A 22,608-nucleotide genomic window follows, 5' to 3' on the forward strand; every position below is an offset into this window, starting at 1 on the left:
CTCAACCCCACGAGCCTATGCGTCCCGACTTCTCCGACGTCCAGTACGACCCGCCCTCCGAGGCCGACGCCACGCCGACGGGGGACGCGACGTGGTCGACGCCCGAGCAGATTGACGTCGAACCGGTGTACGGGCCCGACGCGCTCGAGGACCTGGATCACCTTGACTTCGACGCGGGCCTTCCCCCCTACCTCCGCGGGCCGTACACGACCATGTACAAGTTTCGGCCGTGGACCATCCGGCAGTACGCGGGCTTTTCGACCGCGGAGGAGTCCAACAAATTCTACCGTGAGGCCCTCGCATCCGGCCAGAAGGGGCTCTCCGTGGCCTTCGACCTGGCCACGCATCGGGGCTACGACTCCGACCACGATCGGGTGCGGGGCGACGTGGGCAAGGCCGGCGTGGCCATCGACACGGTCGAGGACATGAAGCGCCTGTTCGAGGGCATCCCGCTCGGCGACGTGTCGGTCTCGATGACGATGAACGGGGCGGTGCTTCCCGTGATGGCCTTCTACATCGCCGCCGCGGAGGAGCAGGGCGTCGCCCACGAAGAGCTGGCGGGCACCATCCAGAACGACGTCTTGAAGGAGTTCATGGTGCGCAACACGTACATCTACCCGCCGCAGCCGTCGATGCGGATCGTAGGGGAGATTTTCGCCTACTGCGCCGCCGAGATGCCAAAGTTCAACGCCATCTCGGTAAGCGGCTACCACATGCACGAGGCGGGGGCCCCGGCGGACCTCGAACTGGCCTACACCCTGGCCGACGGCCTGGAGTACCTGCGTACCGGGCTCGACGCTGGGCTCGGCATCGACGACTTTGCACCGCGGGTCTCCTTCTTCTGGGCGATCGGCATGAACCACTTCATGGAGATCGCCAAGATGCGGGCCGGGCGGATGCTGTGGGCCAAGCTCGTAAAACAGTTCGACCCGGAGGCCCCGAAGTCGATGGCCCTGCGAACCCACTGCCAGACTTCCGGCTACAGCCTTGCCGAGCAGGATCCCTTCAACAACGTGGCGCGCACGACCATCGAGGCGATGGCCGCGGCGTTCGGCGGCACGCAGTCGCTCCACACGAACGCGCTGGACGAGGCCATCGCGCTGCCCAGCGAGTTCGCCGCCCGCATCGCCCGCAACACGCAGCTGTACCTGCAAGACGAGACCGACATCACGGAGGCGGTCGACCCGTGGGCCGGCTCCTACTACGTCGAGCACCTTACCGGCGCGCTGGCCCGGCGCGCGTGGACACTGATCCAGGAAGTGGAGGAAAAGGGCGGCATGACGCGCGCCATCGAGCAGGGCCTCCCCAAACGCAAGATCGAGGAGGCCGCCGCCCGCAAGCAGGCCCGCATCGATACCGGCGCCGAGACGATCGTAGGCGTCAACGCCCATCAGACGGAAGCCGACGAGCCCATCGAACGGCTGGAGGTGGACAACGAGGCGGTCCGGCGCGCACAGCTCGAGCGCCTCGATCGCATCAAGGACGAGCGGGACGACGCTGCGGTCCGACACGCGCTGAACGCCCTGACCGAAAGCGCCGAGACGGGCGACGGCAACCTGCTGGCTCGTGCCGTGGACGCGGCGCGCAAGCGGGCCACCCTGGGCGAAATCTCGTCGGCCCTCGAAGACGTGTTCGGGCGGCACGCGGCGCGGACGGAGACCATCTCGGGGGTGTACGCCTCGGAAGCCGACCACAACGACCACTTCCACGCGGCCCGCGACCGGGCCGACCGCTTCGCACGGGCCGCCGGCCGACGCCCCCGCATCATGGTGGCCAAGATGGGCCAGGACGGGCACGACCGCGGGGCGAAGGTCATCGCGACCTCGTTTGCCGACGTGGGCTTCGACGTGGACGTCGGCCCGCTCTTCCAAACCCCGGACGAGGTGGCCCGCCAGGCCGTCGAGAACGACGTCCACATCCTCGGGATCTCCAGCCTCGCCGGCGGCCACAAGACGCTCGTGCCGGAGGTCATCGACGCCCTGCAGCAGTACGGCCGGGACGATATTCTCGTGGTCGTGGGGGGCGTCATTCCGCACGACGACTACGAGACGCTCTACGACCAGGGCGTGGCCGCCATCTTCGGCCCCGGCACCAACATCGCGGAGGCCGCCACCCAGATCCTCGACGTGCTCCTCGACCGGTACGACGAGGAGGCACCGATCGGGGCGTAACCGACCGCACTTCTCCGCCGCAGGCACCTGCAGTTCCCTAAGTTGTGGCCCCCCTCAATCCCAACCTCGACCACCAGTCCCGGCCGTCCCGCTCAGACGCACGGTCGGCCGCCGACTACGTGACCGGCATCCTCGACGGAAACCGGGTCACCTTGAGCCAGGCCATTACCCTGCTGGAGAGCACCCGCCCGGACCACCGCGACACCGCCCGGACGGTCGTGGAGGACTGCCTGCCCCACAGCGGCGACTCGATTCGGGTGGCCGTCACCGGCGTCCCCGGCGTCGGCAAGAGCACGTTCATCGAAGCCCTCGGGCAGCGGCTCGTGGCGGCGGGCCGCCGGCTCGCCGTCCTGACGGTCGACCCCAGCAGCGAGCGGTCGAAGGGCAGCATTCTCGGGGACAAGACCCGGATGGGAACCCTGGCCTCCGAGGAGGACGCGTTTATTCGCCCGTCCCCCACCGCGGGCACCCTCGGGGGGGTGGCCCCCCGAACCCGCGAGGCCATTCTGTTGTGCGAGGCGGCCGGGTACGACACCGTGTTCGTCGAGACGGTGGGGGTCGGCCAGTCGGAGATCAGCGTGCGCTCGATGGTCGACTTTTTCCTGCTCCTCGCCCTGGCCGGCGCCGGCGACGAGCTGCAAGGCATCAAGCGAGGCATCGTGGAGGTCGCCGACGCCATCGCCATCACGAAGGCGGACGGGGACAACCGGGCCCCCGCCAAGGCGGCGCGCGCCGAGTACGAAAAGGCCCTGCGCCTCCTGTCGGCCCCCGACTCCGGGTGGACGCCCCCCGTGCTCACGTGTTCGTCGCAGACCGGCGCGGGCGTCGACGAGGTGTGGGGCGCCGTGGAGCGCTACTGCGCCTACACGCAGGAGACCGGCTTCTTTGAGGAGCAGCGCCGCCGACAGGCGCAGCACTGGATGGAGCAGGCCATTGAGCAGCGACTGCACGAGGAGTTCTTTTCCGATCCCGACGTTCAGGCGGCACGGGGGAACGTGGAGGAGGCACTCCAGGACGGACGCCTCAGCTCGTTGGCCGCCGCCGAACGGCTCCTGTCCATCTACCGCGATTCAGCGAGCTAGGCTGCGTCTGATAATTATCGCTTCAGGTATTCCTCGACGAACGCCCAGAGCACCATGGCTTTGTAGTGGCTTGCTTTCTTCTCATATCGGACGACGAGGCGCCGCCGCTCCTTCAGGTGACCAACGCAGCGCTCAACCGTATTTCGGTCGCGGTACCTCTGGTCATCGCAGGTTGGTGGGCGCCCAGGGCCTTCTCGAACACCCTTGCGAGCCGGGATGGCCGACTCGATGCCTCGTTCGGCGAGCCAGCGGCGGATCCAGGCAGCGTCGTAGCCACGGTCTCCAGCGACTGCCTCGGGGCGTTTGCGGGGCCGTCCTCTTTGGCGGGGGACCGATACTTCGTTCATTAGGTCGGTGAAGAAGGCCGACTCGTGGCGCTGCCCGGCCGACAGGACGGCTCCCAGAGGGAGGCCTCGTCGGTCTGTAAGCAAGTGTATCTTTGTAGAGAACCCACCTCGGCTGTAGCCGAGCGCCGGGCCTACGCCTTCGTCCCGCCTGCTTCGGGCCCCTTTTTATCATCGTTTGGTCCGCCAGCGGCGGCTCGGGCGGCCTGTACGATGGTGCTATCCACATTGAACTGGCTCCAATCGATACGGCCCTCTGCGTCGAGTTCCCCTTGAAGATGCCGTACGATCGACTCAAGAGTACCATCTTCGGCCCAGCGTCGGAATCGGTCGTACACCGTTTTCCAGTTTCCATACCGCTTGGGCATATCCCGCCAAGGTGCTCCCGATCGGAGGATCCAGAAGATTCCGTTGATGACCTGCCGGTGATCGTTGTACGGACAACCACGTCCCTCAACTTCCGGCAGGAGGTGTTCGATGCGTTCATACTGCTCGTCAGTGAGTTCATAGCGGCGTCTCGGCATGACAGAAAGGCCCAACCAGTCTAATAGACAGTGCGGGCCGTTCATACAGCCTTTTTATCAGACAGTGCCTAGCGCCTCGCGTCCCGGAACGCTCGACTCACTAAATTTTAACAATACTGCTTGATTTCCCAGACCGCCCGAACACGCTGTTTCCGTTTGCCATGCTCCCTCCCCATTGCATTCGGCTCCTCCTTCTGCTCGTTCTGGGGGCGGGGCTCGTGGGAGGATGCGCCTCCTCCCGATCGGCGCAGGACGAAGCCGCGGCCCGGGCCGCGGCGGTGGGCACGTGGTCGTACGAGGTCGAGGACGTCGCCCCCCTCGATCAGGGCCGCTTCCGTATCACCGTCCAGGACGGAGACCTGCGGGGCATCGTCCAGGATCGGCGACTCGGTCGGTTGCGCGCCAGTGTGAGGGTGCGCGACTCTCGTTTGGAGATTGACCTCCGCGACCTCCGCATCGCCGGGTACATCGAAGACGACCAGTTTACGGGGTTGCTCCGTCGGTCCCAATGGGAGGTCACGACCCGGCGCCAGTCCCGTGCCCGGTCGCGGTTCCGCTCGGCCTCGCTGTTCGCCCGTCGCATTCGGAGTGCCACCGCGGTGGACAAACCAGGGATTCTGGAGTGCCGCTCTCTTCTGCGGGAGGCTGGCGACTGCGAGTGACCTGCGAGGATGGGCGGATCTTTCGGGAAGCCGCGGACTTTCAATGGTCTGACTGTCTTCAAAAAACGCCTCCACTCAAGCCTTTCCCCTTTGTGAGCACGTCGGACCCTTCGGCCGAGCGCCCGCGCGACAACTTTATTTATGACATCATCGACGAGGACCTGGAGCACGGAACGCACGACGGCCGGGTCGTCACCCGGTTCCCGCCCGAGCCAAACGGCTACCTCCACATCGGGCACGCGAAGTCCATCGTCCTCAACTTTGGCATCAAGCACGACTACGCCGACCGGGCCGACACCCGCTGTCACCTCCGTTTCGACGACACAAACCCGGACACCGAGAGCACCGAGTACGTCGAGTCGATCAAGGAGGCGGTGCAGTGGTTGGGGTACGACTGGGAGGAGCACGAGTACCACGCCTCCGACTACTTCGAGCAGTTCTACCAGTACGCGGTGACGCTCATCGAACAGGGCGACGCGTACGTCGACAGCCTCAGCGAGGAGGAGATTCGGGAGTACCGCGGGACGGTGGACGAGCCCGGCACCCCGTCGCCGTACCGCGACCGGTCCGTCGAGGAAAACCTGGAGCTGTTCCGCAAGATGAAGGCGGGCGAGTTCGACGACGGGGAGCACGTGCTGCGGGCGAAGATCGACATGAGCTCCCCGCACATGATCATGCGGGACCCCCTTCTCTTCCGCATCAAGCACGCCCCCCACTACCGACGGGGGGACGAGTGGTGCATCTACCCGATGTACGACTACGCCCACCCCCTGGAGGACGCCATCGAGGACGTCACCCACTCGCTCTGTACGCTGGAGTTCGACAACAACCGCCGCGTGTACGACTGGGTGATGGAGCACTGCCTGGACGAGGACGAACTCCCATCCCGCCCCCGGCAGTACGAGTTCAACCGGCTCAACCTCGGCTACACGGTGATGAGCAAGACGAAGCTCCGTCACCTGATCGAGGACGACCTCGTAGGGGGGTGGGACGACCCGCGCCTCCCCACGATCTCGGGCCTCCGCCGCCGGGGCGTGCCCCCGAGCGCCATCCGCTCGTTTTGCCGAACGGTGGGCGTCACCCGCTCGCAGAGCCGGGTCCAAATCGGCCACTTCGAGCACGCGCTCCGCGACGACCTGAACGCGAAGGCCCCCCGGGTCATGGCCGTACTCGACCCGCTGAAGGTGGTGGCCACGAACGTAGACGCGGACACGGTGGACTGGATCGACGCGAACCACTGGCCGCGCGACATCGAGAAGGACGCGACGCGGCCGGTGCCCTTCACCCGCGAGTTCTACATTGAGCGGGACGACTTCCGGGAGGACCCGCCCGAGGACTTCATCCGGCTCGCCCCGGGGCGGGAGGTGCGCCTGCGCCACGCCTACTTCTTTACCTGTGAAGAGGTCGTGCGGGACGAGGACGGCGTCGTGACGGAGCTTCGCGGCACCATCGACCCTGAGACGCGCGACAGCACCGCCCCGGACGGGCGCTCCCCGGCGGGCACGCTGCATTGGGTCTCCGCCGCCCGCGGCCTTCCGTTCGAGGCGCGGCTCTACGACCGCCTCTTCGAGGTGCCCGCCCCCGACGCCCGGGAGGCGCACTTCACCGAGTTCCTGAACGCCGATTCGCTGAACGTGCGCACAGGCGTGCTGGAGCCGGCCGTGCGCGACCTGGCGGCTGACCAGCGGGTGCAGTTCGAACGGCAGGGCTACTTCTGGCCCGACCCCGAGGACTCGACGCCGGACGCGCTCGTGTACAACCAAATCGTGCCGCTCCGCGACACGTGGGGCGAGGACGAAGACCGACTTACACAGGCGGAACTGGAGCGCCGGCGGCGCGAGAAGGAGGCCCGGAAGCAAAAGCAGCGCGAGCGCTCGCTCAAAGGAAAGACCGATCCCGCCGAGTACCTCGACGACGATCAGCGGGACCGGTTTGAGCAGTATAACGAGGCCCTCGGGCTCTCCCGCAACGACGCCGCCATCATTGCCGGGGACGACGCCCTCGCCAACTTCTTCGATGTGGCGCGGGAGCACTACGATGCCCCGTCGGCACTTGCCAACTGGACCGTCAACGAACTCCTCGGGGCGTTGAAGGACGACCGGACGGTCGAGGACCTCCCGTTCGCGCCCGACGCCTTCGCGACCCTGGTGCGACTCGTCGACACGGACGAGATCACCACCCGCGGGGCCGACGCGGTGTTCAACGCGCTTCTCGAAGGCGGTGGCGACCCCGAAGCCATCGTCGACGCGCACGACCTCCGCCAGGTCGACGACACCGACGCCCTCCGCCCCACCGTTCAGTCCGTTCTCGACGCCCACCCCGACGAGGTGGCCCGCTACCGCGACGGCAAGAAAGGACTGATCGGCTTCTTCATGGGGCAGGTGATGGACGCCACCGACGGCGCCGCCAGTCCCGAGCTTGCCCGCGAGCTTCTGCAGGAGGAACTTGACCCCTCCGCTTGAGGCTGATTGGGGCCACGCGCCTCCCGACCGCTCCCTACCCGAGCGTCTCCACCGCCCGGTGCATCCGGCGAATGCAGGCCTCCTTCCCCACCGCGGCGAGCAGGCCGAACACGCCCGGCCCGTAGGATCGCCCACTCACGGCAAGGCGGGACGGGTGGATGATGGCGCCGGCCCCCACATCCTTCTCGTCGGCCAGGGCCCGAAGCTCCGTTTCCACCGTGTCCGTGTCGAAGGCATCGACCCCCTCCAGCCGATCGGCGTAGGCCAATAGCAGGTCGGCGGACTCCTCGTTCCAGCGCTTCTCCACGCCCGCCTTCTCGTACTCGTCCGGATCCTCGAAGAAGTAGCGGTTGTCGGTCACGACCTCCGGCACCACCTGGATGCGATCCTGGACCAGCCCGCAGATGGTCTGGAGGCGATCGTCACTGACGTCGTAGCCGGCCGCCTCCACGTGGGAACGGGCCTTGTCCGCGAGCGCGTCAACCGAGAGGGCGCGGACGTAGTGCTCGTTGACCCAGCGCAGCTTGTCGAGATCGAACTGCACGCCACTGGCCCCCACGCGATCGAGACTGAATGCCTCGACCATCTCGTCGAGGGCGAAGAGCTCCTCCTCCGTCCCGGGGCTCCAGCCCAGGAGCGCGAGGAAGTTGAGGAGCGCCTCGGGCTCGTAGCCGGCCTCCCGGTAGTCCGTGACGTAGACCGGAATGCCCAACTCGTTGGCGTCCCGCTTCGAGAGCTTCCCGCCGTTCGGGCTCAGAATCAGCGGCAGGTGCGCAAAGGCGGGCGGCTCCCAGCCGAGGGCATTGTACATGAGCACGTGCTTCGGGGTCGACGAGAGCCACTCCTCGCCCCGAATCACGTGGGAGATGTTCATGAGGTGGTCGTCGACGATGTTGGCCAGGTGGTAGGTGGGCATGCCGTCGGACTTTACCAACACCTGGTCGTCGATCTCCGAGGTGTCGAAGGACACGGTGCCGCGAATTTCGTCCTCGACCTGCACCGACTCCTGGCGCGGCACCTTGAGCCGAATGACGTAGTCGTCGCCCTCATCGATGCGCTGTTCGACCTTCTCGTCGGACAGGGTCAGCGAATTGCGCATCTGGCGACGCGTCGAGCCGTCGTATGCCCCATGCTCTTCCCGTAGCTCTTCGAGCTCCTCTTCCGTGTCGAAGGCGTAGTACGCCCGGCCGGCCGCGACGAGCGTCTGGGCGTACTCGTGGTAGTGCTCCGAGCGCTCGGACTGCCGGTACGGGGCGTAGTCCCCGCCCTGCTCGGGGCCCTCGTCGTGCTCCAGCCCCGTCCAGGCGAGGGCGTCCCGAATGTCGTCTTCGGCCCCGGGTTCGTAGCGGGCCTGGTCGGTGTCCTCGATTCGCAGCACGAAGTCGCCGTCGTGCTTGCGGGCGAAGAGATAGTTATACAGGGCCGTTCGCAGCCCGCCGATGTGGAGGCGGCCGGTCGGGCTTGGTGCGAAGCGAACACGAACAGGGGCGTCGGAAGCCATCGTGGACGAGGTCGGTGCGTCAGAGAAAGAAGTCGAGATAGGGCACGGGCCCATCCGCCCTGGCGTGTTTGATCGACCAGCTCTGATCAAACAGCACACGGTGCGGAATTGTCAGACGGCATTTTGTAAAAGGGGGGTCGCCCCCCGGTTCCCCCACACACTGGAATTGGCGGGGGATTTGCGAAGCACAATTCCCACTGTCGCCGAGACCCGTCGAGCATGGCGGCACGGCTTCGTATCAATCCCTGGTGCAGACGAGGGCTTTCGGTTGGAATCTGCGAGTCCGGATCGGTAGCATGTAAATGTTTCTCCAAGCCTCTCGTCAAACCGGTGCCCCATTCGTGCGGCCTCTCCCCATGATCCGTCTCGGACGTACGGTCGGCGTGTTCTTCCTCGCCGTCCTCGGCATGGCCTGCAGTGGCGGCCCCGAGGCCACCAAAATCGCCTCCAGCGCTCCGCCCCCCGACGACACGGTCGTCGCCCGCTACGCCGATACGACCCTCACGCTGGCTGAGTTGGACTCGGCCTTCGTCGACGCCGCGGGTGGCCCCCAGGCTGCGGCCGACAGCTCCCTCCGGGCCTACCGGGCCTTCCTCGATCGGTACCTCCACTTCCGCCTGAAGGTGCGCGCCGCCCGTGACGCCGGGCTGGACACCCTTCCACGCATCCGCCGGGAGGTCCACGACTACCGGCAGGAGCGGGCCCGGCCCCAACTTCTGCGGACGGAAGTGTACGCGCCCCTCGCGCGCACCCTGTACGAGCGCCGGACCCAGGCCGTGGACGTGAGCCACATCTTAATCCGCCCCGCCTCGTCCTCGGACACCCTCGCGGCCTACCGCGAAGCCCGGGCCATTGCCGACTCGGTCGGGCGGGGCGTCCCGTTCGGGGACCTGGCGCTACGAAACTCCGACGCCCCCGCGGCCCGCACGGAGGGGCGCCGCGGATACCGAGGGCGGCTCGGCTATCTCCAGGCCGGAGACATCGTGGAGCCGTTCGAGGATCGCATGTACGCGGTTCCACCCGGCGGGACGAGCGACATCTTTCGGACCAAGTTTGGCTACCACATTCTCAAGGTCCACGACCGACGGCCCGTGGCGCAACCCGTCGAGCTGGCCCACATCCTGCGCCGCCCGCAGGGCGATAGCGCCGCCTCCCGCCGCCGGCTCGACTCCCTCCGGACGGAAATTCGGGAGGGCCCTCTGTCGTTCGCCGCGGCGGCCCGAGAGTACTCCCAGGACCGGCAGTCGGCCTCGAAGGGCGGGGCCCTCGGGGAGGTCACGCCCCGGGCGCTCCCACCGCCCCTCCGCAAAACCGTAGCGACACTCGACTCGGCCGGTGCGGTGTCGGGAATCGTTCAGACCCGCTTTGGATATCACCTTCTGAAGCTCATCGACCGGTCGGAGCGGCCCTCCTTCGACGAGGCGTACAGCGACCTGAAGAACCGCCTCGTCGGCCGGCCGCGGGCCGAGCAGCGCACGGCCGCCTTCGCCCGCACGGTGCGTGCGGAGGTGGGGGCCACCGCGGACACCGCACGGCTTCTCACAATCGCACGGGCCGGCTCGGTGGATTCGCTCGCTCGCCCCCTTCTCACGCATGCCGATACCTTGTCGGGCGCTGCGCGCCCGGCGGCCACCCTGGGCGACTCGGTCTACACCGTCGACCAGATGGCCCGCCACCTCATGCAGACCGACGGGGGCGCCCAAACGACCGTCGCGGGGCTGATTGAGTCGTTTTTAAATGAGAAGGCCCTCCAGTACGCCGCGACCCGCCGCGCCCAGACCGACCCGGCCCTCCGTCGTGAGGTGCAAGAGTACCGCAACGGCACGCTTCTTTTCCACTACATGCAGGACTCGGTCTGGACGGCCGCGGCCCGGGACACGGCCGGCCTCCGCAAAACCTACCGGCAAAACCGCACACAGTATCAGTTTCCAGAGCGGGTCCGGACCCTCGTGCTCCGCACCCCCGCAGACTCGGTGCTCCGCCCCTACGCCACGCGTTACGAACGCGATTCGTCGATCACGGCCGTCCTCGATGCGGCCGCGACCGATTCCCTGGTCTCGACCGACACCGTATACGTCACCAACCGCTCCGCGGACGTCTACCGGTCGGTCCGTGCTGCTGTCGACGGGGAGGCCATAGGCCCGCTGCCCCACGGCGAGGAGTGGCTGTTCTTGATCCGGGACGCCCGCCTTCCGCCCCGTCCCATGCGGTTCGAGGAGGCCCGACGCCGCGTCGTCCAGGATCACCAGGACCGCCTTGAACGGCGGGTGCTGCGTCGGCTGCGAGCGCGCTACGCCGCGGAGGCATTCCCGGAACGCCTCCGCCCGCCAGTCAGTGACGCCCCCACCGCCCCTTGATCGCACGGCTTTCTCTGCGCCCATGACCGTCACCGCCCTCCATGCCACGCGCCTCCGTGTCCTCCTTGTGCTTCTTCTCAGCGCAGGGCTGGCCGGCTGCCAGACCGAGGCCCCGCCCGACTCGTACGTGGCCCGCGTGGGGACCCACTACTTGACCGGGGCCGACCTGGACCGGATGCTCGCCGGCATGGGCCCTGTTCGCGACTCCACCGAAGCCCGGAAACAGGCAGTCGACCAGTGGGTGACCCGCACGCTCCTGTACCGGGAGGCCGAGCGGCTGAACCTGAGTTCCAACGACGAGGTCCAGCAGCGGTTGCGGCGCCAGCGGCGCGCCGTTCTCGTGTCGGCCCTGCGCAGCCGGTTCGAAGAGGAGGCCGACGTGCGCCCCACCCCGGAGGAAGTGCGCACCTACTTTGAGCGCCACAAGGAGCAACTGCGTCTCCGGGAGCCGTACGTGCGGGTCCAGTACCTGGCCGCCCCGGACCGCCCCACGGCCCAGGCCGCCCGGCAGGCCCTGCGCACGCCCCCCGCGCCGCCCGATACCACCTGGGCCCGCCTTGTTACCGAGTACGCCACGGACACGACCCGGGCCCGCCGGCTGTCCCGCCGCTTCGTTCCGCAGAGTCGACTTGGGCAGCAGGTGCCCGCCCTCGCGGACCGGCTCGCGGATCTTCAGGAGGGGGAGACCACCCCGATCGTCCAGGCCAACCGGCGCTACCACGTGCTCCGTCTCGACCGACGGCTCCCGGAGGGCACGCCCCCGGAGCTCGACTGGGTTGAGCCCAAAATCCGCCGGCGCCTCCGCATTCGCGCCCGGAAACAGATCCACGCAACCGAGGTTCAACGCCTGCGCAACAGAGCCCAGGCCGACGGGACCCTCGACCTGCCGTAGCATTTCCCCACTGCGCCCCGTCGTTCACCCCCTTCGAATACGAGCTGTACTTGCATGCGTCACGTGTGCCGCGTTTTCTCATCTTCTTTCCGATACGGTGGAGGCATGCTGCTCGGGGCCGCCCTGCTCCTCGCCAGCCTGTCGCCCGCTCCCGCCCACGGCCAGAACGCTCAGGTGGTGGACCGCATCGCCGCCGTCGTGGGGAATGAGATCGTCCTGAAATCCGAGGTCGACCAGCTCGTCCGCCGCCAAACCCGACAACAAAACGTCTCGTACTCCAACTCCCTCTGGATGGAGGCCCTTCGGCAACTGGTCGACCAGAAGCTTCTGGCGGAACAGGCGCGGCGCGACACGACCGTCACGGTCTCGGACCAGCAACTGAGCGATCAGCTCGACCGCCGGATTAGTCAGTACGTCGAGCGCGCGGGAGGCGAGGAGCGCCTGGAGCAGGCGTACGGCAAGAGCATCCTCGAAATCAAAGAACAGTTCCGGGAGGACCTCCGGGGTCAGATTTTGTCCCAGCAGCTGCGGCGGCGGCGCATGCAGAGCATCGACATCACCCCCAGTGAGGTGCGCCAGTGGTTCGAGCAGATCCCACAGGACTCACTGCCGCGGCTGCCCAAGACCGTCCGCCTCTCGCACATCGTCCGGTACCCGAAGCCGACGGAGGCGTCTCGCCAGCAGGCGAAGTCGCTGATCACGTCCGTTCGGGACTCCATCGTCAACGGCGGCGCGTCCCTGGAGGCCATGGCCCGCCAGTTTTCCGCGCCGGACGCCGCCGGCACCGCGTCCGGGGCCCTCACGGACGTCAACCTCAACGACCTTGTGCCCGAATTTGCCGCGGTCGCGTCCCGAACCCCTGTCGGCCAGATCTCGCAGCCCTTCTACAACGAGAGTCAGAACGGCTTTCACATTCTCCGGATCGACGCCAAGGACGGAAGCACCGTGGACCTTCACCACGTGCTCATCAAGCCCAACGCCCCCACCGGCAAGCGTGCGAAGGAGTACCTGAGCGCCGTGCGCGACACCCTCGTCAACAACGCGGATGTCTCCTTCGAGCGCATGGCGCGGCGGCACTCCGAGGAGGACCGTACGGCCCAAAATGGCGGCCGCGTGACCGACCCGGAGTCTGGGGCGCGCGACCTGGTTCTGGATGCCCTCGGGCCCTCCTGGACCCGGACGATTCGGCCCCTGGAGGCCGGCGACATTAGCGAGCCCTCGCGCGTGCAGCTCCTAAACGACGACGAGGCCTACCACATCGTCCGCCTTGACCGCCGCGTGCCCGCCCACCGGGCCAGCCTCGAAACCGACTACGCGCAAATTCGCCAGCGGGCCCTTCAGGACAAGCGCAGTCGAAAGATGCGGGAATGGACCGATCAGCTCCGAGAGAAAATCTACGTAGACGTTCGCATTACGGAGTCGGAGCTGACGGCCATGCGCCGCCGCTAAACGGCCCCCGTCTGTCGCCGCTGTTCGTCCGGTCCGGTTGATGGGCCTTGCTCTGCTTCCGAGTCGATTTTCCTATGCCTCCTTCCTCGTCCTCTCCTCCGCAGGACCCCGAGACGCTCGACGACCTCAGCACGGCCTACGACCGCCTTCGGCAGGAGATCGGAAAGGTGATCGTGGGGCAGGAAGACATCATCGAGATGGTGGTGGTCTGCCTCATGGCCCGCGGGCACACCCTCCTGATCGGGGTGCCCGGCCTCGCCAAGACCCTCCTCGTGCGCACCCTCGCCGGGGCACTCGACCTGGACTTCAGCCGAATCCAGTTCACGCCCGACCTCATGCCCAGTGACATCACGGGCACGGAGATCATTCAGGACACCCAGGACGGGCGCCACTTCGAGTTTGCGGCCGGGCCCGTCTTTGCAAACGTGATCCTCGCGGACGAGATCAACCGCACCCCGCCCAAGACCCAGGCGGCCCTCCTGGAGGCCATGCAGGAGCAGCACGTCACCGCCGCGGGCGAGACACACACGCTGGACGATCCGTTCTTCGTTCTCGCCACGCAAAACCCCATCGAGCAGGAGGGCACCTATCCCCTGCCCGAGGCTCAGCTGGACCGGTTCATGCTCAACCTCTGGCTCGACTATCCCTCGTTCGACGAAGAGACCGAGGTGGTTCGGAGCACCACCGCCGGCCCCCAATCGGAGGTGTCCCCCGTCATGAGTGCCGACGAGCTGCAGTCCTACCAGGAGTTTGTCCGGCAGATTCCGGTCGCCGACAACGTCATCGAGTACGCCGTACAGCTCGTGACCCGCACCCGGCCCGACTCCGGAGAGGCCCCCGAGTTCATTCAGGACTACCTGAGCTACGGCGCCGGGCCCCGGGCCTCCCAGTACCTCGTCCTGGGGGCGAAGACCCTCTCCGCCCTGGACGGGCGAATGACCCCGGTGGAGGACGATGTTCGCCGGATGGCCGTGCCCGTTCTGCGGCACCGCATCGTTCCGAGCTTCAACGCGGAGGCGGACGACGTATCGTCGGTCGACCTGATCGACCAGCTCCTCGACGAGATGTAACGGCATTTTGAGGACGCGGGTCGGGGGAGCGAAAACTCGACCCTCAACCGGCAGTAGCACTTCTATGGCGGAAGGGGAGGTGCTCTCTTGCGAACGAGCGGGCCCGTCCCTGCCTGCCCCCGATGGTTTCTTCACGACGCTGCCGAACGCAGAATGGATGCCTCCCGGTACAGCCGGTTGACCTTTGTGGAACGGGTCGACTTTTCCGAAGAGCTTGCGGTGTTTCGTCTCCGTGCAGACACGCCCGTTGACTTCACGCCGGGACAGTACGCCACCCTCGGGCTGATGAACGACGACCGCGACCGCCCGCTGCTTCGCCCCTACTCGGTCGCCTCGGCCCCCGGAGAGACGGAGCTCGAGTTCTTCATTGAGCGGGTGGACGACGGGGCGCTTACGCCGAAGCTCTGGGACCTCAACCGGGGGGCAGACGTGTGGATGCGGAACAAAATCGTCGGCCGGTTCACCCTGGATCCGGACCGCACCCACCACCTCATGGCGGCGACGGTGACCGGCGTGGGGCCCTACGTCAGCATCATCCGGGATCAGCTCCAGAAACTTCGGGCCGGGGCCCTGGACACGCCGGCCCCGATGCTCGTCCTGCACGGGGCGAGTCGATCCTGGGAATTGGGCACGTACCTCGACGAACTTCAGGCGCTCTCCAATCAGGTGGGGTGGTTCGAGTACGTTCCCACCGTCAGTCGTCCCTGGGAGGATCCGGAGTGGGACGGCGAGTACGGGCGGGTCGAGGATGTCCTGCGGAAGCACCTGGACGCCACCTCGTTCGTCCCGTCCGACAGCGCCGCCTACACCTGTGGGCACCCAAAAATGATTGACAAGGCCCAGGGCATTCTCCAGCGGGCCGGCTTTGAGGAAGACGCAATCCACGAAGAGAAATACTTCGTGGAGCGCGACGGGGACGGATAGTCCCCGCAACCGCGAGCAGAGGGCCCCGGCAGGGAACCGTACACCAGACGGTAGATTTGCCTGTGGTCCACCGAGGACGGAGGAAGAGTCCCTGCCTGCCCCTCACCAGCCCCCTCACGGGATTGCCCCATGCTTGGTCGCCTGATTCTGCTCTTCTTGCTCACGCCCGCAGTGGAGTTGGCCCTCCTCATCCAGGTAGACCAGCTGATCGGGTTCTGGGCCACAATCGCGCTGATCATCGTAACCGGCGTCGTGGGGAGTCACCTCGCCCGCCGAGAGGGACTGTCGACCTGGGGCCGCCTCAACCGCCGACTGCAGGCCGGAGACCTACCCGGGGAAGAACTCGCCGACGGCGTCATCATCCTGGTAGCGGGCGCCCTGCTCATCACGCCCGGCATCCTGACCGATGTGATTGGGTTCTCGGGCCTGATTCCCATCACCCGCACCCGCTTCCGCAACGTGCTGATGCGCTGGTTCCAGGGCAAGGTGGACCAAGGGACCATGCAGGTGCAGTTTGGCATGTTCGGGGGCCCCACCGCCTCCGATTCCAAGGGGGCGAATGTTCCCCCTCATTCTCCCGGCGGCCCCCGCCGGTCCGCCCCGGACGACACGTGGGAGGGGCGGCCTCAGGACCGACCCAACCACGCGGACGAACCGCAGGGAGACGGGAACGGAACGGCCTCGTCCTCCCCCTAGTCCTGAGGCACTCAGACCGCCCAACGACGCTCACCCGCCGTGCCCGTTCATTCGCACGTTCACGTCCCAGGCCTGTGCCAGGGACGAGATGAGATCACGCTCGGTCCGGGTGAGGGGGCCGTCGGCCCGAGCCACGGTGTAGAGGTCGTCGAGGGCCGTCAGGCGGTGCGTGCTTGACAGCGCCTCTTTCAGCGCCTCCACCGAGTCGTAAATAAGGTCTTCTCGGGGCTGCTCCGCGTACACCTGCAGCGCCCGCCGCACCACGTCGCGCAACGCCTCCGGCGACCGCTCGGGTTGCCACTCCTGCAGCCGCTCCACCATCACATCTACCGTGCTCCCCGACAGATTCTCGTCGGCAGCGTGCCCCACGAGGATGTAGAGAAAGGCCAGCTCGTGAATGAGCCCCCAGTCCTCCCCCCTTCGCTGCACGACGGCCGACGTATTTTCCAGAAGGTCCTCGCTGAGTGCCTTGAGCGACCACGCGTCCGCCAGTGTGTGGATGAGCCCCTGTTCCCGCTCCAGGAGCACCCCGTCGGCCTCCGCAATGCGTATCAAGTGCCGAATTGTGTCGCGCCGCTCTTCGGGAGAAAGGGCCGACCTGAGGTCCTGAACGGCCCGTCGGAACTCCGCCTCGGCCTCCCGCTCGGTGAACACCGTAGCGGCCTCCACGATCAGATCCTGGACGGCAGGCTCGTCCATCGACTCCCACGCCTGAAGGGCATTTTTGAGGACCCGGAGCTCCTCGTCGCTGAGCTCGTGGTCGGTGCCGTAGGCCAGGGCAATGTATACGACCGCCAGGTCGTGGGTCGTCGTCCAGTCGTCGGAAGCGTTCATAGGAGCAGGGGCTGAATTCACAGGACGCCACGTCGCAAGTATACAGAACGACGGCCCCGAAACGCAACGGGGCCGGGACGGCCGTCCTGAAGTGGGAGGGCCGGCGCCGTCAAAGACAGCCAGGCCTCCGACGGTTTCCCTGTGAAACTGGTCGTGATCTATTCCCATCGGGGTTGCATTCGTCCAGATGTACCACCGATGTTGAATATGCTGATGCGCTCAGTTCCTGATGTGCTCTTCATCCGTCCCTTCTGCGATGCCCGCCATTGACCCTGACGCCCTGGAGTCTCAGGTTGCCCAGCGGCTTGATCCTCACGGCAGCGACGGCGTCCAGTCGGCCCTCTCCGGGGTTGTGGACCTGGAGGCCCTGGAGGAACGCCGCTACGGCGAGGTGCTTGGCGCCATCGACCAGCGCCTGACTCAAAGTCGGTACTCACTGCTGTCGATGGTCGTTGCCGGGATTTATTTTGGGCTCCTCGTGGGGTTGTGGCTGGTCGATGGGTCCACCTGGAGCCGCATCGCCCTCTGGCTCGCCCCCACACTCCTCGTGGCGGTGTATGGGCTGTACGCCACCCACCAGACCGTGCGCCAGATCCGCCACCTATCGGAAACGCGGGCCCTTCTCCAGATTCTGATGCACGGCCCGTCCGCAGACGGATGACTGGCTTTCCCACCACGCGTTAGCTGGGGGAGAAAGGAGCCTGAGCGCCTCTCCTACTCCACTCAGTGCCCCCGCCCAACGCCTTTCTCCTGAATTTCTCCTGGTTGATGTTCGCCCCCGCCACCTATCGTTCGCGGCGTCGCACACTCGTTGAACACGAGCGCCCGGACTCCGGCCTCGTCCTGCTGCTCGGAAATCGGCGGTCGCCGCGCAACTACGTCGACAACCCCCACCCTTTCCGCCAGGACGGCACCTTTCTCTATTACTTTGGGCTCGACCGCCCCGACCTGTACGGCCTCATTGATCTCGACGCGGGCGCCTCAACCCTGTACGGCGAAGAGGCAACCCTCGACGACGTCGTGTGGGAAGGCGAGCAGACCGCCCTCCGGGAAGACGCCGCCGCGGTCGGCATCGACACGGTCGATCCGCCTTCTGCACTCGATGCTCGAATCGCGCAGGCCCGCCAGCAGGGCCGCCCCGTTCACGTCCTTCCCCCGTACCGCGACGGGCACCGGCTCCGCCTGGAGGCGCTGTTGGGCCGTCCCCACACCCAACTCGACGACGCCGTTTCGGAGCCCCTGATTCGGGCTGTGGTCCGGCAGCGGTCGGTCAAGTCCTCGGAGGAGGTGGCCGAGATCGAAACGGCCCTCGAACGCACCGCCCAGGCCCACGCCTGTGCCCAGAAGCACGCGGTTCCCGGCGCGTCCGAGCAGGAAATCGTGGGCGCCATGACCGGCCTCCTGACGGCCGAGGGGAGCACCTTCTCGTTCACGCCGACCTGTTCGGTGCGGGGCGAGGTGCTACACAACCATTCGTATCCGAACACCCTTAAGGAGGGCGACCTTCTTCTGGTGGACGCCGGGGCCACCTCCCCACGCCACTACGCCGGCGACATCACCCGCGTAACGCCGGTCGGAGGGGGCTTCACGCCGCAACAGCGAGCCATCTACGACGCCGTGCTGTCGGCTCAGACCGCCGCCATCAACGCCGTTGCCCCCGGCGTCCCCTTCATCGAGATCCACAAGCACGCCGCCCGCACCCTCACGGAGCACCTCATCGAACTGGGGCTCATGCAGGGCGCCGCCGACGAGGCGGTCGCGGCGGGCGCCCACGCCCTCTTCTTCCCGCACGGCCTGGGGCACATGATGGGCCTCGACGTCCACGACATGGAAAGCCTGGGGGAGACGTATGTGGGATACGATGAGGACCAGCCGCGGCCGGACCAGTTCGGCCTCCACACCTTGCGCCTGGGGCGTCCCCTCCAGCCCGGATTTGTGATCACCGTGGAGCCGGGGTGTTACTTCATCCCCCCGCTCATCAAGCAGTGGCGGGAAGAGCAACGGTACGAGCGGTTCATCAACTACGAGCGGGTGGAGGACTTCCTCGGATTCGGTGGGATCCGCATTGAGGACGACATGCTGGTGACCGACGATGGAGCCCGGATCCTGGGGCCCGACATTCCGAAGGCGCCGGGCGAGGTGGCCGATCGGGCCGGTTCGTCCCGTGCCGCCTAGCGTCGAGGGGAGGACGTGCCCGCGAGCACGGCCGATCAGTCCGCAGCGCGACGGCCCAGGGACAGGGATTGCTCCTCCCCCGTGGGGTCTCCGACCAGGTGCGTCCCGGCGTCCGCAAGCCAGAGCCCCACCTCCGCGACGGGCTCGTTGACCACGGCGGCCCAGGCCCGCGCGTACGCCTGAAGCTGTCGGACATAGGTATGGTCGGGGGGCAGCGTCTCCGGCGGGCGTCCCTGGACACGATCGGTCTTGTGGTCGACGAGCATCCAGCGGCCGTCCGCCCGCCAGGCCAGGTCGATCACCCCCCGACGCACCACGGGGGGCTCGCGCTGAACGGTTTGGGCGATCGGGTACTCGGCGTACACACGATCGGCGCCCTGCACCCGCCCCCACACACGGCTGTCCAGGAACCGCTGGACCATCGTCGTAGCCCGCCCGACGGCGTCGGGCGTGGTCGCAGCCCCCGTCCGTTCGAGAACGGACGCCGCCACCGACTCGTCGGTCCACGGGGTGGGGCGGCCCGTGCGGACACACTGCTCCAGGAGCTGGTGGATTGCTGAGCCAAACGCCTCCCCGTAGCCCTCCGACGCCGGAGACGAGCGCACGGGGGAGGCGCGGTCGCCGTCGGTGACGGACTCCGTCCGGTACGAGGGACGGGACTGCACCTCAAGCTGAGCGTCCCGTTCAGTCCGTTTTGTTGTTAGGGCAGGGGCGGGCGCCTCCGGCCGGTCGCTGGAGGGCTCCGCGCCCGGGCGCCCCAGCTCGGGAACGTCCGCCGCGTCCAGGTGCGGGTAGAGGGGCGCCCAGGGGCCGTCGTCCGGCTTTTCCGGGTAGGTCGACACGACCAATAGATTCTGCGCCCGGGTGGCCGCCACGTACAGGAGGCGCCGCTCCTCGGCCGCCTCGTGGCGCTCTTCGCTCTCGCGGAAGCTCTCGTCCCGCCCGTCTACGGGCCTCTCCCACCCCAGCGGCGGGTGCGTCACCCGTTCGCGGTAGCCGCTTCCCTGCACGATTGGGGCGACGAGCTCGCCGGCCTCCCGGCGAAGGTGACGCCGCACCGACGGCCCGCTGCTCCGGCTGTACGGATCGGCCAGGAAGACGACCGGCGCCTCCAGCCCCTTGGCCTGGTGCACGTTCATCACGCGCACCGCATCGTCGCCGCCCGTCTCCAGGGTCATGCCGTCCACCTCTTCCTCCCCGTCGACCACCCGCTGCAGCTCGTCCAGCACCTCGGCCCACCCGAGTCCCTGGGCGGCAAGATCCTGCACGTAGGTCATCGTGCGGAGCACGCGCCCGGCCCGGAGCGACCCCTCGGCCGCGTCCGGCGGGTGGGCCGCCCCCGCGAGCAGTCCCAGGTCGTCGATGAGTTGTTCGATTGCGACGCCCGGACGCTGCGCGTGGAGCCGGCGCCGCGCCGCACGCAGGTGCCCGAAGGCCTCCTCGAACCGTTGCGCGGTCTCGGCCGGAAGGGCCCCCAGCACAGACGCCGGCACCGGCTCGTGCATGCGACCAAACGCGCCACCAGCCCGCGAAAACCGGTACAGGTCGTCGTCGCTCGCCCCCACGAGGGGCCCTTTCAGGTACGCCACACACGCCACCTCGTCGTCCGGTCGGAGGGCGCAGGTAAGCAGGTCCACGAGGGCTTTCAGCTCGGCCGCCTCGCCCAGGTCTTCACTCCCGGTCACGGTGTACGGGATGCCGCGCTCGGCCAGGGCCTCGGCGTAGACGGAAAGGCGCGACTTGGTCCGCGTCAGAATGAGGAAGTCGGAATAGTCCGCCCCGCCGGCGAAGATCGCGCCGTGCCGGTCGTCCCCCCCTCCGCTGCGCTCTTCGTCCCGAGCGCCTTGAATGAAGCGGGCAATGCGCCCGGCGTCCTGCGCGGCGATATCGGTTCCCCAGTTCCCCCGCACCTTGTCGAGGTTGATCCGCCGCACCCCGTCCACGTCCCGCTCTGTCGTGCGCTGGGGATCGAACGGGGTGTACGTGGCCTGACGGTCCATCAGGTCCGCGTCGTCGAAGAGGGCCCCGAATGCCGCGTCGCACCAGTCACAGATGACGTCAAGCGAGCGGAAGTTCTTGGTCAGTGTCACGGCCTCGCCCCCCGTGTCCTCGATGCGCTCGCCAACGGCCTCGAACACCTCCATGTCCGCCCGCCGGAATCGGTAGATGGACTGCTTGTCGTCCCCGACGATGAACAGGCTGCCGGGAAGCGGGCGGCAGTCGGTCCAGGTCGTCTCGGTCGGATTGCGGCTGGTGAGGTAGAAGAGCAGCTCCGCCTGCAGCGGATCGGTGTCCTGAAACTCGTCGACCAGCAGGCGGGGGTGGCGCTCCTGAATGGTCGTTCGGAGGCCGGGGTGGTCGCGCAGCAGGTCTCGGGTGCAGGCGAGCAGGTCGTGAAAGGTAAGCCGCCCCTCCGCCTGACGGAGAGACGCGAACCGCTCCACGGCCGGGCGGACGAACGCCACCACCTCCTGGTGGACGTAGGCCCGCCACCGGCGCAGGGCCGGCTGCACCACGTCGCGCACCAGCGCGGGCAGGTGCTCGTCTCGCAGGGTCCGCGCCCAGTCGTAGGCGTCCGTGTGGGGGCCGCGCCAGCACTTTAGCGTCACGTCCGCCGACTCCTCGTCGGCCACGCCGGCGAACAGCTCAAGGAGCTCCGCGCGCTGTGCCGGGGTCTCCATCCCGGTCTGCGCAATCAGCTTCTCCGCCCTGTCGAACGCCTGCATTGCGTCGTCGCGGCCTTCGGGCAGTGCATCCGGACGGCGGGCCTGCCACGCGTCGAGCTCGGCCCGCACCGCCGCGGCGGCCTGCTTCAGGGCGGGGGCGGTGTCCGGGGCGTTGACGTACGGGTCCAGCTCGGGGTGGTCGCACAGCCGTTCAAAGTAGGCGTCCAGGTCCTCCGGCTCCAGCCCCAGGCTCGTGAGCGCCTCCATGCGGGCCGGCCGGTCGGCCCGTACGGTCTGGAGGTAGTTCTGCCAGGCGCGGTCACGGAGCTCCCGTTCCTCGCGGTCCTCTAGGCCCGCGACGAAGCCGGGGGGCAGGTCTGCGGCGATCGGGCGCTCCCGCAGGAGGCGCGCGCAGAAGGCATGGATGGTGCCAATGAAGGCCTGCTGCGCATCCCGGAGGGCGGCCGTGACCCGTCGTCGCTGCGGGCCTTCCGCTGGCAGTGCAGTCTGGGCGCGCCGGAGCTCCTCGTAGAACCGTTTGCTCATCTCCCCGGCGGCCTTCCGGGTGAAGGTGATGGCCGTAAGGTCTTCCACCGGCACCCCCGAGCGCACGAGGGCCACCATGCGGGCCACGAGGGCCGTCGTTTTGCCGGAGCCAGCCGCCGCCCGGACGAAGAAGTTCGTATCCGGCTCGAAGGCCGAGAGGCTCGGCACGCCGTCTTCCTGCCACGGACCAATCCGCCGGCGGACGGCGGCGTCGTCGTACGTTGAGGAGGCCGAGTGGGGGGCGGACATGGGC

At 67.6% G+C, this 22,608-nt stretch carries 16 protein-coding genes; 12 read left to right on the forward strand and 4 right to left on the reverse strand.

The window, feature by feature from the left end; translation table 11 throughout:
• Nucleotides 1-17: 17 nt before the first annotated feature.
• Together scpA and meaB are read left to right on the forward strand one after the other, a co-directional pair.
• Nucleotides 18-2,171, forward strand: coding sequence for a methylmalonyl-CoA mutase (gene scpA / locus OJA40_RS02275; protein WP_263809871.1), 2,154 nt, complete (start codon nt 18-20; stop codon nt 2,169-2,171).
• Nucleotides 2,172-2,215: 44 nt separating this feature from the next.
• The gene (gene meaB / locus OJA40_RS02280) at nt 2,216-3,253 is read left to right on the forward strand and encodes a methylmalonyl Co-A mutase-associated GTPase MeaB (RefSeq protein ID WP_208425285.1); all 1,038 of its coding nucleotides are present in this window, start codon (nt 2,216-2,218) and stop codon (nt 3,251-3,253) included.
• 14 nt (nt 3,254-3,267) lie between these two features.
• Here meaB and OJA40_RS02285 read toward each other — a convergent pair.
• Nucleotides 3,268-4,121, reverse strand: a protein-coding gene (locus OJA40_RS02285) for an IS5 family transposase (protein ID WP_272506845.1) whose coding sequence is annotated in 2 segments (ribosomal slippage) — nt 3,268-3,744 and nt 3,747-4,121 — 852 coding nt in all. Because the reading frame shifts where the segments join, the coding sequence is not laid out codon by codon here.
• A gap of 161 nt (nt 4,122-4,282) precedes the next feature.
• Between OJA40_RS02285 and OJA40_RS02290 the strand changes: the two genes are divergently transcribed.
• Nucleotides 4,283-4,783: a hypothetical protein gene (locus OJA40_RS02290; protein ID WP_208425284.1), complete on the forward strand. Its 501-nt coding sequence runs from the start codon at nt 4,283-4,285 to the stop codon at nt 4,781-4,783.
• A gap of 92 nt (nt 4,784-4,875) precedes the next feature.
• Nucleotides 4,876-7,245, forward strand: a complete 2,370-nt coding sequence (locus OJA40_RS02295; RefSeq protein ID WP_263809872.1) for a glutamine--tRNA ligase/YqeY domain fusion protein — start codon at nt 4,876-4,878, stop codon at nt 7,243-7,245.
• A 34-nt stretch (nt 7,246-7,279) separates the two neighbouring features.
• Here the strand turns inward: OJA40_RS02295 and gltX are convergent, their stop codons facing one another.
• Nucleotides 7,280-8,746, reverse strand: a complete 1,467-nt coding sequence (gene gltX, locus OJA40_RS02300; RefSeq protein WP_263809873.1) for a glutamate--tRNA ligase — start codon at nt 8,744-8,746, stop codon at nt 7,280-7,282.
• 356 nt (nt 8,747-9,102) lie between these two features.
• On the opposite strand from gltX, the gene OJA40_RS02305 reads away from it, so the two are divergent.
• The 6 genes from OJA40_RS02305 to OJA40_RS02330 all read left to right on the forward strand — a co-directional run bounded on the left by OJA40_RS02305 (nt 9,103) and on the right by OJA40_RS02330 (nt 16,134).
• On the forward strand, nt 9,103-11,103 hold the full coding sequence (locus OJA40_RS02305) for a peptidylprolyl isomerase (protein WP_263809874.1): 2,001 nt from the start codon (nt 9,103-9,105) through the stop codon (nt 11,101-11,103).
• Nucleotides 11,104-11,125: 22 nt separating this feature from the next.
• On the forward strand, nt 11,126-11,995 hold the full coding sequence (locus tag OJA40_RS02310; protein ID WP_263808996.1) for a peptidylprolyl isomerase: 870 nt from the start codon (nt 11,126-11,128) through the stop codon (nt 11,993-11,995).
• A 105-nt stretch (nt 11,996-12,100) separates the two neighbouring features.
• Nucleotides 12,101-13,444 (forward strand): peptidylprolyl isomerase, encoded by a 1,344-nt coding sequence (locus tag OJA40_RS02315; protein WP_263809875.1) that lies wholly within the window; start codon nt 12,101-12,103, stop codon nt 13,442-13,444.
• A 74-nt stretch (nt 13,445-13,518) separates the two neighbouring features.
• Nucleotides 13,519-14,514, forward strand: coding sequence for an AAA family ATPase (locus OJA40_RS02320; protein WP_103016430.1), 996 nt, complete (start codon nt 13,519-13,521; stop codon nt 14,512-14,514).
• A 153-nt stretch (nt 14,515-14,667) separates the two neighbouring features.
• Nucleotides 14,668-15,438, forward strand: a complete 771-nt coding sequence (locus tag OJA40_RS02325) for a ferredoxin--NADP reductase (protein ID WP_263809876.1) — start codon at nt 14,668-14,670, stop codon at nt 15,436-15,438.
• A 129-nt stretch (nt 15,439-15,567) separates the two neighbouring features.
• The gene (locus tag OJA40_RS02330; protein WP_208425279.1) at nt 15,568-16,134 is read left to right on the forward strand and encodes an FxsA family protein; all 567 of its coding nucleotides are present in this window, start codon (nt 15,568-15,570) and stop codon (nt 16,132-16,134) included.
• Between the two features lie 30 nt (nt 16,135-16,164).
• On the opposite strand, the gene OJA40_RS02335 is transcribed toward OJA40_RS02330, so the two are convergent.
• Nucleotides 16,165-16,968, reverse strand: coding sequence for a TerB family tellurite resistance protein (locus OJA40_RS02335; protein WP_263808994.1), 804 nt, complete (start codon nt 16,966-16,968; stop codon nt 16,165-16,167).
• A 256-nt stretch (nt 16,969-17,224) separates the two neighbouring features.
• On the opposite strand from OJA40_RS02335, the gene OJA40_RS02340 reads away from it, so the two are divergent.
• Both OJA40_RS02340 and OJA40_RS02345 read left to right on the forward strand, forming a co-directional pair.
• The gene (locus tag OJA40_RS02340) at nt 17,225-17,629 is read left to right on the forward strand and encodes a hypothetical protein (RefSeq protein WP_263791169.1); all 405 of its coding nucleotides are present in this window, start codon (nt 17,225-17,227) and stop codon (nt 17,627-17,629) included.
• A gap of 107 nt (nt 17,630-17,736) precedes the next feature.
• A complete protein-coding gene (locus OJA40_RS02345) occupies nt 17,737-19,143 on the forward strand; it encodes an aminopeptidase P family protein (protein WP_208425276.1) in 1,407 nt (468 codons plus the stop codon).
• A 35-nt stretch (nt 19,144-19,178) separates the two neighbouring features.
• Here OJA40_RS02345 and OJA40_RS02350 read toward each other — a convergent pair whose 3' ends face one another.
• Nucleotides 19,179-22,604, reverse strand: a complete 3,426-nt coding sequence (locus OJA40_RS02350) for a UvrD-helicase domain-containing protein (protein WP_263808993.1) — start codon at nt 22,602-22,604, stop codon at nt 19,179-19,181.
• Nucleotides 22,605-22,608: the final 4 nt, after the last annotated feature.

The organism is Salinibacter pepae (genome assembly GCF_947077775.1).
GTDB classification, from domain to species: domain Bacteria; phylum Bacteroidota; class Rhodothermia; order Rhodothermales; family Salinibacteraceae; genus Salinibacter; species Salinibacter pepae.

Coding starts and splice junctions, on each gene's coding strand:
- OJA40_RS02325 (WP_263809876.1), top strand. CDS start 14,668: ATGGATGCCTCCCGGTACAGCCGGTTGACCTTTGTGGAACGGGTCGAC.
- OJA40_RS02315 (WP_263809875.1), top strand. CDS start 12,101: ATGCTGCTCGGGGCCGCCCTGCTCCTCGCCAGCCTGTCGCCCGCTCCC.
- OJA40_RS02345 (WP_208425276.1), top strand. CDS start 17,737: ATGTTCGCCCCCGCCACCTATCGTTCGCGGCGTCGCACACTCGTTGAA.
- OJA40_RS02340 (WP_263791169.1), top strand. CDS start 17,225: ATGCCCGCCATTGACCCTGACGCCCTGGAGTCTCAGGTTGCCCAGCGG.
- OJA40_RS02305 (WP_263809874.1), top strand. CDS start 9,103: ATGATCCGTCTCGGACGTACGGTCGGCGTGTTCTTCCTCGCCGTCCTC.
- OJA40_RS02335 (WP_263808994.1), bottom strand. CDS start 16,968: ATGAACGCTTCCGACGACTGGACGACGACCCACGACCTGGCGGTCGTA.
- gltX (WP_263809873.1), bottom strand. CDS start 8,746: ATGGCTTCCGACGCCCCTGTTCGTGTTCGCTTCGCACCAAGCCCGACC.
- scpA (WP_263809871.1), top strand. CDS start 18: ATGCGTCCCGACTTCTCCGACGTCCAGTACGACCCGCCCTCCGAGGCC.
- OJA40_RS02320 (WP_103016430.1), top strand. CDS start 13,519: ATGCCTCCTTCCTCGTCCTCTCCTCCGCAGGACCCCGAGACGCTCGAC.
- OJA40_RS02350 (WP_263808993.1), bottom strand. CDS start 22,604: ATGTCCGCCCCCCACTCGGCCTCCTCAACGTACGACGACGCCGCCGTC.
- OJA40_RS02330 (WP_208425279.1), top strand. CDS start 15,568: ATGCTTGGTCGCCTGATTCTGCTCTTCTTGCTCACGCCCGCAGTGGAG.
- OJA40_RS02310 (WP_263808996.1), top strand. CDS start 11,126: ATGACCGTCACCGCCCTCCATGCCACGCGCCTCCGTGTCCTCCTTGTG.
- OJA40_RS02290 (WP_208425284.1), top strand. CDS start 4,283: ATGCTCCCTCCCCATTGCATTCGGCTCCTCCTTCTGCTCGTTCTGGGG.